The sequence below is a fragment of the Streptococcus sp. HMSC061D10 genome (genome assembly GCF_001808865.1).
Lineage (GTDB): Bacteria > Bacillota > Bacilli > Lactobacillales > Streptococcaceae > Streptococcus.
Window position 1 is genome coordinate 170,092 of sequence record NZ_KV795008.1, and the last position, 10,914, is coordinate 181,005.

General features: G+C 38.4%; 9 protein-coding genes. 7 read left to right on the forward strand and 2 right to left on the reverse strand.

The genetic code is table 11. The features are described from left to right. The first annotated feature begins 52 nt into the window (after window positions 1–52). The 3 genes from HMPREF2728_RS03665 to HMPREF2728_RS03675 all read left to right on the forward strand — a co-directional run bounded on the left by HMPREF2728_RS03665 (window position 53) and on the right by HMPREF2728_RS03675 (window position 2,363). Window positions 53–748, forward strand: a complete 696-nt coding sequence (locus HMPREF2728_RS03665) for a GNAT family N-acetyltransferase (RefSeq protein ID WP_075227078.1) — start codon at window positions 53–55, stop codon at window positions 746–748. A 408-nt stretch (window positions 749–1,156) separates the two neighbouring features. Continuing rightward, window positions 1,157–1,810 carry a DUF4352 domain-containing protein gene (locus HMPREF2728_RS03670; protein ID WP_061863481.1) on the forward strand — a complete coding sequence of 218 codons (654 nt, stop codon included), beginning with the start codon at window positions 1,157–1,159 and terminating at the stop codon, window positions 1,808–1,810. A gap of 130 nt (window positions 1,811–1,940) precedes the next feature. Continuing rightward, window positions 1,941–2,363, forward strand: coding sequence for a GNAT family N-acetyltransferase (locus tag HMPREF2728_RS03675; protein ID WP_075227079.1), 423 nt, complete (start codon window positions 1,941–1,943; stop codon window positions 2,361–2,363). Window positions 2,364–2,857: 494 nt separating this feature from the next. Here HMPREF2728_RS03675 and HMPREF2728_RS03680 read toward each other — a convergent pair whose 3' ends face one another. Both HMPREF2728_RS03680 and HMPREF2728_RS03685 read right to left on the reverse strand, forming a co-directional pair. Continuing rightward, entirely contained in the window at window positions 2,858–3,736 is an 879-nt protein-coding gene (locus HMPREF2728_RS03680; RefSeq protein ID WP_075227080.1) for an AraC family transcriptional regulator, read from the reverse strand. Window positions 3,737–3,850: 114 nt separating this feature from the next. Continuing rightward, entirely contained in the window at window positions 3,851–5,050 is a 1,200-nt protein-coding gene (locus HMPREF2728_RS03685) for an L-lactate MFS transporter (RefSeq protein ID WP_075227081.1), read from the reverse strand. Between the two features lie 221 nt (window positions 5,051–5,271). Here HMPREF2728_RS03685 and HMPREF2728_RS03690 point away from each other — a divergent pair, with 221 nt between their 5' ends. From HMPREF2728_RS03690 to HMPREF2728_RS03705, 4 genes are all read left to right on the forward strand, one after another. Further along, complete coding sequence (locus HMPREF2728_RS03690) at window positions 5,272–5,880, forward strand: NADPH-dependent FMN reductase (protein WP_000779599.1); 609 nt, start codon at window positions 5,272–5,274, stop codon at window positions 5,878–5,880. Window positions 5,881–5,905: 25 nt separating this feature from the next. Further along, window positions 5,906–8,317 (forward strand): flavocytochrome c, encoded by a 2,412-nt coding sequence (locus HMPREF2728_RS03695; protein WP_075227082.1) that lies wholly within the window; start codon window positions 5,906–5,908, stop codon window positions 8,315–8,317. Window positions 8,318–8,807: 490 nt separating this feature from the next. Continuing rightward, window positions 8,808–9,806, forward strand: a complete 999-nt coding sequence (gene ruvB, locus HMPREF2728_RS03700) for a Holliday junction branch migration DNA helicase RuvB (RefSeq protein ID WP_081108277.1) — start codon at window positions 8,808–8,810, stop codon at window positions 9,804–9,806. Further along, entirely contained in the window at window positions 9,787–10,359 is a 573-nt protein-coding gene (locus HMPREF2728_RS03705) for a nucleotidyltransferase family protein (protein WP_075227083.1), read from the forward strand. Before ruvB ends, HMPREF2728_RS03705 begins: the two co-directional genes overlap by 20 nt. The last annotated feature ends 555 nt before the right edge of the window (window positions 10,360–10,914 follow it).

The following is a 10,914-nucleotide window of genomic DNA, read 5'->3' on the forward strand; positions in this document are numbered from 1 at the left end:
TGATATACTATTCACATCTTTAAACTTATAAGTGTGAGACAAGGAGAAAACTATGCCTGTAAATGAATATGGTCAGATGATTGGTGAACCTGTAGACGATACACCTGGAGTTTTACCGTCACTTGTACGGATAGAAGGACAGTATACGATTATCGAAGCTCTGTCAGTGGAAAAGCATGCGGAGGATTTGCTGGCTGTTTATGGTCCAGAATCACCTCGAGAGATGTGGACCTATCTCTTTCAACCACCAGTAGAAAATCTTGAAGAATTAATTGTTGCTTTAAAGCAGATGATTGAGCGCAAGGATCGCTTCTATTATGCGATTATTGATAAAGCGACTGGAAAGGCGCTGGGGACTTTTTCTCTCATGCGTATTGACCAAGCTAATTGCGTGGTTGAAGTTGGCGCGGTGACCTTTTCTCCGGCTCTCAAACAGACAAGGATGGGAACAGAAGCCCACTATTTGCTTGCTCGTTATGTCTTTGAAGAGCTTAACTATCGCCGTTATGAGTGGAAATGTGATGCACTAAATCTACCTTCTAGAAAAGCAGCAGAACGTTTGGGTTTTATCTACGAAGGCACTTTCCGTCAAGCTGTTATTTATAAAGGGCGTACCAGAGACACGGACTGGATGTCTATGATTGATAAGGATTGGCCAAAGGTCAAAGCTCGTTTTGAATCGTGGTTGCGTTCGGATAATTTTGATGAAAATGGGCAACAAAAACAGAAATTGGAGAGCTGTTGGTGATATTTAGGACTTATGCCAAAGCGAACGTCTATTTTAAACCGTAATTCATCATTATCTTCTGATAAATTAGAGTTTTTAACCAGTCTCTTTTCTTGCATCTAACTTAGATAAGGAATCGTCGACCGTTTTCTCTGTCTTTTATAATCTTTTTGGAATAGGAAATGATAAGTCTTCAAAGTTTCTCTTTGGAGATTTTTTGAGGTTTAATATATAAGTTGCAATAATTAGTATACAGGTAACCTTATTTTGAAAAGGATATTATTTTTATGCATGTTTGACATTTGAAAGTTTTAGGTAAAGGCATAGATAAAACATGGTACTGTGAATTTACATTTTATTCAAAAAATGCTTTTTTTTTAGGAAATATATTATAATAGTTTAAAATAAAAATATTAAGGGAGATTTCTTATGGCTAAGAAAATCAAGGATGAAAATGGGAACATTTATGTGAAAAAAACGCCTTTTTATAAAAAATGGTGGTTCATACTACTTGTTGTACTTGTTGCATTTAGTGCTATTAAAGGAGGAAGTGGAAATAATTCATCGAAACAGTCAACTCCATCCAATTCAAGTGTCCAAGCAACATCATCAGAAGAAACTGTTCAACCAAAGGCATCGGAAGAAACTAAAAATACAAAAGAAAAAACAGCAACTAAGGTAGAACATAAGATTGGAGAAGTTGTTAAAGTTGGGGATGTTGAATACGTTGTAAATTCAAAATCCCTATCTCAAAATGTTGGTGGAGAATATGGAAAAACTGCAAATGGTATTTATTTAATTGTGAATGTAACAGTAAAAAATACTGGTAAAAAATCTATAACAGTTACTGATGATTTCTTTAAACTTTTAAAAGGTGATACGGAGTATGCAACAGATGGTGCTGCTGGTTTGTATGCAAATGAAGAAGCAAAATTTTTCTTATCAGAATTAAACCCCGAAAATAGTATTACAGGAAATGTGGTTTTTGACTTAAGTGATGAGACTGCCAATGCTTCAGGTTTACAGTTACAGGTACAAACAGGTATTTGGGGAACTCAAAAAGGAAAAATTAGTTTAGATTGATAAAATAGTGAAAAATGCATAAGTTCAGTTTTATTACTATGAGTTTATGCATTTTCTTGTTTCTTATTTGATCTTATGTTATTCTTTTATGAGAAATTCAGTAATTGAAAATTCTGATGGAGGAAAGAAAATGATTTTCATTAGAAATCAACAATCCGTCGATTTAGATGACGTTTTGCATCTCTACCAGGCAGTTGGTTGGACAAATTATACCAATCAGCCTCAAATGTTGTCCCAGGCTTTGTCTCATTCACTGGCCATTTATCTAGCGCGTGATGGTGAGAAAATCGTTGGTCTAGTTCGCTTGATTGGAGACGGTTTTTCTTCAGTTTTTGTCCAGGATTTGATCGTCTTGCCTACTTATCAGCGTCAAGGAATTGGCAGCACCTTGATGAAGCAGGCTTTATCCGATTATAAGGATACCTACCAAATCCAACTAGCGACAGAAGAGTCTGAAAAGACTCTTGGATTCTATCGTTCTCTGGGGTTTGAAACCTTATCTAGTTTCCAGTGTACGGGCATGATTTGGGTGAATCGAAAAAATTTAAAATAATTTTTTCACTTAAGCTAATTTTAAGTCTGCCTGTGTATCATGTAATCATTAAATAAAGACCTCCTAACTTTATTTAATGGAAATCCTAAAACTTTTTTCATAATAATCTCCCTAAAGAAGTCACCAAATTCGGTGGCTTTTTTCTTGTTTGCTTTTAGCAATTTTTAATTAGTATTTATTATTTTTGTACAAAATTAAAAACTAGAAAATCTTAAGTTAATTTTAAGTTTGCTTGTGTATTATGTAATCATTAAATAAAGACCTCCCAATACTCTTCGAAAATCTCCCCATACTTCGTTAGAGTCGACTTACCTAACTTTAGTTATGCTTGCGTCGCTCTGCCTAGTCTGATTTCGATTTTCATTGAGTAACCTTTATTTAATAGAAATCCTAAACTTTTTTCATCATAATCTCCTAATAGAGCCACCCAATTTGGTGGCTTTTTTGTTTGATAAAGAAAAATCTCCCTAGTAAATCACTAAGGAGACATGTAGTTAGGATTCTTTTTTGAGTTGTTGATTTCGATACTGTCTGGGAGTTAACTGGAAGTGTTGTTTGAATTGTCGATTAAAATTTGAGAGGTTAGTAAAGCCAACCTGGCTTGCTATTTCTTGAACACTTTGATTGGTCTGTACGAGCTTTTCGCAAGCTTTTTCCAGGCGCAATCGTATGAGATACTCCATACAGCTTGTCCCAGTATGCTGTTTGAAAATATTCATAAAGTGATTTTTGCTATATCCAAACGTAGCAGCAAGCTGGTCAATTTGAATGGGCTCCGCATAGTGTTGCTCAAGATAGCTAATCATTTCTTTTAATTTCTGATATTTTTGATAGGTATCATCTGTATAGTGTCGATTGACATACCTGTACTTAAAGAGAAGATAGAGAAATTCATAGAGTTTTGCCTTTAAAAGGAGATCATAATAAATACTCTGCTCTTCAAGGATAGAAAAAAGAGATAAAAGACAATCGCGAATCGGTTCATAAGCATGATTATCTGGCGAAATCCGAGGAGTGAGATAAAAATGCCCAGAGTATATTGGTTGAATATAGCGTTGGCTAAAGCTGTCAATTTGACTTCTACCTAGGAAATCTAAATGAATACGAAAAACTGTTGAAATTTGTTCTTGATTTTCAATAGGGTAGATAGCGTGAGGAGAAGTTGGCTGAATTAGAAAAATATCACCTTCATGACTTTCAAAGCGCTCAGAGTTGATATAGAAGGTAGCAGTTCCTTTTTTGACATAGACAATCTCGAGTTCAGGATGCCAATGATAGATGGTATTAGAAGATTGCTTAGATAAGATTTGTTTTTCAAAATCATAGGGAAAATCAGATGGGTTATCTCGTAAAAGTCTTGACTGCTGAGCCATGATAAAACCTCCCAATAAGCTATTTCTAGTTTTATTATACCAAAAAAAGGGCGGGACAAAAAATCCCGACCCTGCCTTAAATTAGTAATGAGTATTTGATGAGAAGTTCTTTCTCTAACCTTTCTTCTTCATGTAAAGGAGGTTGAGAAGAAGCCCAACAACTGCGAGAGCGATAGCAACGTAGAATGCGGCACTGTAATTTCCATTGTTAGCTGCTGCCATTTGAACCGCAACTTTAGGTGCAAAAAATGCAGCTAAAGAATAACCTGTGAAGACGATACCGTAGTTAACTCCCTGATTAGCAGGTCCGTAGTTCTCCATGACAATAGATGGGAAGACGCCCATAACACCACCGAAGCAGATACCAAGGCCGATGATTCCTAGAGTAAAGCCAAATTGACCAGGGATGATTGTTAAGGAGAAGAGTGCCAATACGATTACAGAATAGATAATCAATAATGTTTTTGAACGACCAATTTTATCAGAGAGTGAACCCCAGATAAAGCGGCCACTAGAGTTTGCGATTGAATAAAGAGAGACATAGAGAGCTGCTGTACCAGCAGATAGTCCAAACATTGATTGGCCAATTGGGGATGCTTGAGAGGCGATCATCAAGCCAGAAAAAGCACCAACAAAGAACATGCTGATAATGATGTAGAATAAAGGACTTTGTAGCATTTCTTTCCAGTTTTTATTGGCAGGTCCTTGTTTAGTTTGTACAGGAGCTTTCCAACCTGCTGGTTGGTAGCCACTTGGGGCTGCCTTGATGAAGAAAATGGCACAGATAATAACAACAATATAGACAAGTCCAATTGTTCGAAAAGCAAAGAAGGCATCTTGTTTTTGAATGAGACTACTTGCAACTGGTGACGCGATAACTGCAGCAAATCCCATACCTCCTGTTAGAATCCCAGAAGCTAAACCACGTTTATCAGGGAAGAGGCGAAGAGAATTTGAGAGGGCTCCTGAATAGGCGAATCCTTGACCAAGACCTGCCATTAAACCATAGGTCAAATAGAGCATAGCTGGTGAGCTTGCATAACCAGTTAGGAAAAAGCCACTAGCAAATAGAAGGGCACCAAGGGCGATTGTCCATTTTACATATCCCTTGTCTACCAGATACCCCCCTAGAATCATAGGGATAGGTCCGATAGCTGAGTTGATGGCAAATGCAAGCATGATTTCGGACATAGACCAACCTGTTGAAGAACTTAGAGGTCCAGCGAAAACGGAAAAAGAATAGACAGCACCTGTACAGAGAAGAATAGCAGTTGATGCAGCTAAAACTTGCCAACGATTGAATGTCTCTTTCATAAGAAGACCCTCCTTTAACTTAATACATTTTTCACAAAGACTATAACATAGTTAAAAATGAGGGTCAATACTTTCTAAGAAAATATTGTTAATTTTTTTACTAACTTATACTAAACTAAGATAAACTGATAGAATAACACAATGTTTTAGGATTATCGATTTACATGATAGGCTAAAGTTGTATAATGATATTAAATCAAACAAATAAAGGGGGTAGCAAGATGAAATTAGTTGCTATCGTTGGAACAAATTCTGACCGCTCAACCAATCGGAAACTCTTGAAATTTATGCAAAAGCATTTTTCAGATAAAGCCGATATTGAGGTATTGGAGATCAAACAATTGCCAGCATTTAACGAACCTGAGGACAAGCTAGCACCAGCCGAAGTTCAAGCTTTTTCAGAAAAAATCCTCGAGGCGGATGGTGTGATTATATCAACACCAGAGTATGATCATACTATACCGGCACCCTTAGCTTCAGCCTTGGAATGGATTGCCTATACCAGTCGTGCTTTGATTAACAAACCAACGATGATTGTAGGAGCTTCTCTTGGATTGCTTGGAACATCTAGAGCCCAAGCACACTTGCGTCAGATTCTTGATGCGCCTGAACTGAAAGCAAGAGTCATGCCAGGAACAGAGTTTTTCCTAGGACATTCTGAACAAGTATTGGACGATGACTATAATTTGAACAATCCTGAAAAAGTCGCAGAGTTGGAAGAACATTTTGCAGAATTCCAAAATTTTGTTGAACTAACAAAGGCTTTGGTCAAACCAGAAGATACAAATCGTAAGAAATCTTTCATCTGGGAAGAATGGTTGAAAGCATAAGTATTTCAAGAAAGGAGAACAATCCATGAAATTAGTAGCTATTGTTGGTACCAATGCCAAACAATCCTATAACCGTAGTTTGTTGCAATTTATGAAAAGACATTTTGCGTCAAAAGCTGACATTGAAATTTTAGAAATTACCGATGTACCAATGTTCAATGAAACCGATGATCAAACAGATACACCTGTTATTCAGAAGTTTAACAAAGCAATTTCGGAAGCTGATGGTGTCATCATCTCTACACCTGAACACAATCATACAATCCCATCAAGTTTAAATAGTTTGCTTGAATGGTTGTCTTTTAACATTCATCCACTAGATGGGAAGCCAACCATGATTGTCGGAGCTTCCTATGATGTTCAAGGCTCTTCACGTGCCCAACTTCACCTTCGTCAGATCCTTGATGCACCTGGAGTAAATGCAACAGTTATGCCAGGAAGTGAATTTTTACTTGGTCGAGCTCATCGAGCATTTGATGCAAATGGAGATCTGATAGATGAGCGAACTGTTGATTTCTTAGATAGCTGTTTCTATCGTTTCCTTCGCTTTGTCTCTGTTGCAAACCAACTAAACCTTCCTGAAGAAATTCGATTTGAACCAGGAACATACCATGTTACAACTGAAGGTCATAATGGTAAATTACCGATGGACGTCACAGTTTCTGAAGACCGTATTGAAAAAATTGAAATCGATTCTTCTGGAGAATCTTCAGGGATTGCAGATGTCGTCTTCACCCGTATTCCAGCGGAAATCATTGAGGGGCAAACCTTAAATGTTGATGCGGTGTCAGGAGCTTCTGTGACTTCAAATGGTGTCTTGGATGGAGTTGCGCGTGCAGTTAAACAAGCGGGTGCAAATCCAGATGTTTTACGTAAACGTTCAAAAGCTCCATCTGCTTTGGATAAAGAGGATAAAACTTATCAGGCAGATGTTGTCATCGTCGGAGGTGGAGGTGCTGGTTTAGCTGCGGCAGCTGCAGTCTTGCAAGCTGGTAAGAAGCCGATTGTTGTTGAGAAATTCCCAGCAATTGGAGGAAATACTGTTCGTGCGGGTGGCCCAATGAATGCGCCAGATCCAGCATGGCAAGGAACCTTCGCAGCTCATCCAGGTGAGGCACATACGCTTCAAGAATTGATTGCGACAGATGAATCAACGATTGACCCAGAATATTTAGAGGACTTTAGAGCCTTGAAGGTTGAGGTTGAGAAGTATTTGCAAGATCCAAGCTATTTGTTTGATTCTACCTTACTTTACCGTATCCAAACTTATATCGGTGGAAAACGAAAAGATTTACAAGGACATGAAATTCATGGCCAATATGATTTGGTTTCTGTATTGACCGAACGTGCCCTAGAGTCTGTTCGCTGGTTGGAAGACATCGGTGTTGAATTTGTTCGTAGTGAAGTAACAATGCCAGTTGGAGCCCTTTGGCGTCGTGGCCATAAGCCGGTTCAACCAATGGGTTATGCCTTTATCTCGGTTCTACAAAAATATGTTCTAGAAAATGGAGGCAAGATATTGACGGACTCTCCAGTCAAAGAATTGCTTGTAGAAGAAGGGGTTGTCAAAGGTGTCAGAGCAGAAGGCCGAAACGGTCAAACCATCATCGTTCATGCAGAAGCCGTTGTTCTAGCTTCTGGAGGATTTGGTGCTAATACCAAGATGCTACAAAAATACAATACTTACTGGACCGAAATCGCGGATGATATTGCCACCTCTAATACACCAGCTGTAACAGGAGATGGAATCCTCTTAGGTCAAAGTGTAGGTGCAGATCTAGTGGGTATGGGCTTTAGTCAAATGATGCCAGTATCCGATCCAGTGACAGGAGCCCTCTTCTCAGGACTTCAAGTTCCTCCAGCTAACTTCATCATGGTAAATACTGAAGGTAAGCGGTTTGTAGATGAGTACGGTAGCAGAGACAAGCTATCTCAAGCAGCGATTGATAATGGTGGCTTGTTCTACTTGATTGCAGATGACCGCATCAAGGCAACAGCCTACAATACTAGCCAAGAAAAAATCGATGCTCAAGTCAAAGCAGGAACTCTCTACCGTGCAGATACGATAGAAGAGTTGGCTGTTCAAATTGGTATGGATCCACAGGTGTTAGCAGATACAATCAAGAAGTACAACTCTTATGTTGATGCAGGATTTGACCCTGAATTTAATAAGGGTAGTTTCGATCTCAAGTGTGAGGTTGCACCATTCTACGCAACACCAAGAAAACCTGCTGTTCACCATACAATGGGTGGACTCAAGATTGATACTTCAACACACGTTTTGAATGAACAAGGTCAGGTAATCCCTGGATTGTATGCTGCCGGAGAAGTCGCAGGTGGACTTCATGCAGGTAACCGTCTAGGAGGGAATTCACTTACGGATATCTTTACTTTTGGACGTATTGCAGGTCAAACAGCTGTTCAAGAAAATTGTTAATAATAGATTTAAATTCTTAAGCTAACTTTAAGTCTGCTTGTGTATCATGTAATCATTAAATAAAGACCTCCTAATACTCTTCTAAAATCTCCCCATACTTCGTTAGAGTCGACTTACCTAACTTTAGTTATGCTTGCGTCGCTCTGCCTAGTCTGATTTCGATTTTCATTGAGTAACCTTTATTTAATAGAAATCCTAAAACTTTTTTCATCATAATCTCCTAATGAAGTCACCCAATTTGGTGGCTTTTTTCTTGTTTGCTTTTAGCAATTTTTAATTAGTATTTATTATTTTTGAACAAAATTAAAAACTAGAAAATCTGAAGCTAACTTTAAGTATTCTTCTGTATCATGTAATCATTAAATAAAGACCTCCTAACTTTATTTAATAGAAATCCTAAACTTTTCTTTTTCATAATAATCTCCCTAATGAAGCCACCAAATTCGGTGGCTTTTTTGTTTGTGGGCTGGATTTTTGCTATAATAGGAGCATGAGTAGAATTTTAGATAATGAAATCATGGGCGATGAGGAGTTGGTAGAACGTACTCTCCGTCCCCAATATTTACGTGAATATATCGGTCAGGACAAGGTCAAGGATCAGCTTCAAATCTTTATCGAAGCAGCGAAAATGCGAGATGAGGCGCTGGACCATGTTCTTTTGTTTGGCCCTCCAGGTCTCGGGAAAACAACCATGGCTTTTGTCATTGCCAATGAATTGGGAGTCAATCTCAAACAAACGTCTGGTCCCGTTATTGAAAAAGCCGGTGATCTGGTAGCGATTTTGAATGACTTGGAGCCAGGAGATGTTCTTTTCATTGATGAGATTCATCGCTTGCCTATGTCGGTGGAAGAGGTGCTTTACAGTGCTATGGAAGACTTCTACATCGACATCATGATTGGTGCGGGGGAAGGTAGTCGCAGTGTCCATCTAGAATTACCACCTTTTACCTTGATTGGTGCGACGACACGAGCAGGGATGCTTTCAAATCCACTTCGTGCACGTTTTGGGATCACTGGTCACATGGAATACTATACACATGCTGACTTGACAGAGATTGTCGAGCGGACGGCAGATATCTTTGAGATGGAAATTACCCATGAAGCTGCTGCTGAGTTGGCTTTACGCAGTCGTGGAACTCCTCGTATTGCCAATCGTCTCCTTAAGCGCGTGCGCGACTTTGCCCAAATTATGGGCGATGGCTTGATTGATGATGTGATTACGGACAAGGCCTTGACTATGCTGGATGTAGACCATGAAGGCTTGGACTATGTGGACCAGAAAATCCTTCGCACCATGATTGAGATGTACGGTGGTGGTCCTGTCGGTCTAGGTACTCTTTCGGTTAATATTGCGGAAGAGCGTGAGACGGTAGAGGATATGTATGAACCTTACCTGATCCAGAAAGGTTTTATCATGCGAACTCGTTCAGGACGGGTGGCGACGGCCAAGGCTTATGAGCATTTGGGGTATGAATATATTGAAAAATGAGACTGAAATTTTAGACTCTTTCAGAGAAAATCCTGAAATGATGGCTATTTTGACCATCATCCGTGACCTGGAATTAAATGATTCCTGGTTAGCAGCTGGTTCGGTTCGAAATTTTATCTGGAATCTCTTGTCAGATAAACCAGCCTTTGACCGTGAAACGGATGTGGACGTCATTTTCTTTGACCCAGAGGTGAGTTATGAAGAAACGTTGGCTATAGAAAGTAAGTTGAGAGAGGATTTTCCCCAGTATCAATGGGAGCTGAAGAATCAAGTCTATATGCATCAGCATAGTCCCCATACGCCTCCCTATGTGAATTCCTGTGATGCCATGAGTAAATATCCTGAATGTTGTACGGCGATAGGTCTTCGCTTGCATTCTGATGCAACTTTGGAGCTCTTTGCCCCTTATGGTTTGGAAGATATTTTGAACTTTCAGGTTTCTCCGACCCCTCATTTCTTAGAAAATGAAGACCGGATGAAGCTCTATCAAAAACGTTTATCTAAGAAAAACTGGCAAGAAAAATGGAAAAATCTTACATTTAAAATAACTTAAGGAAACTTTAAGTTAGGAGTTGTATACTTATCTCAGAAGTTAAGAAGACCTTAACTTTAACTCCTAAAACTTTTTCATAATAATCTCCCTATAAAAATTAAGTCGCCCAATCAGGCGACTTTTTTTGTTGCGGAATAAAGTGTTATCTTATCACTGTTAAGATTATAGTAGAGTGACAAAATCTCGGGGTATGAAACTAAACAAGTTTGAAAAAAATTGGATTCAAAGTTTGCTGATATTCGTTTTATCAATAAAAATGAGAAAATGAAATCTAGTGAGTTAAAATAAAGGAAAAAATCGTCAAAAAGTTTAGACATAGATGACAAAAATGTGCTATAATATAATGACCAAAACATTAGTCCATATCATAAATTTGTGATTTTTTTTGCTAATAAAGATTATAAAATAAGAAAAAACCGAATTATAGACGTTTTTTCAGCAAAAAGACAAACCAGACTGAGTTTTATAAAAAAATAGAATCCAAGGAGACTAAAAATGTTTTTTAGACGTCAGAAAGGACGATATAGAGAAACAGACCGAGTAACGAGGTATAAA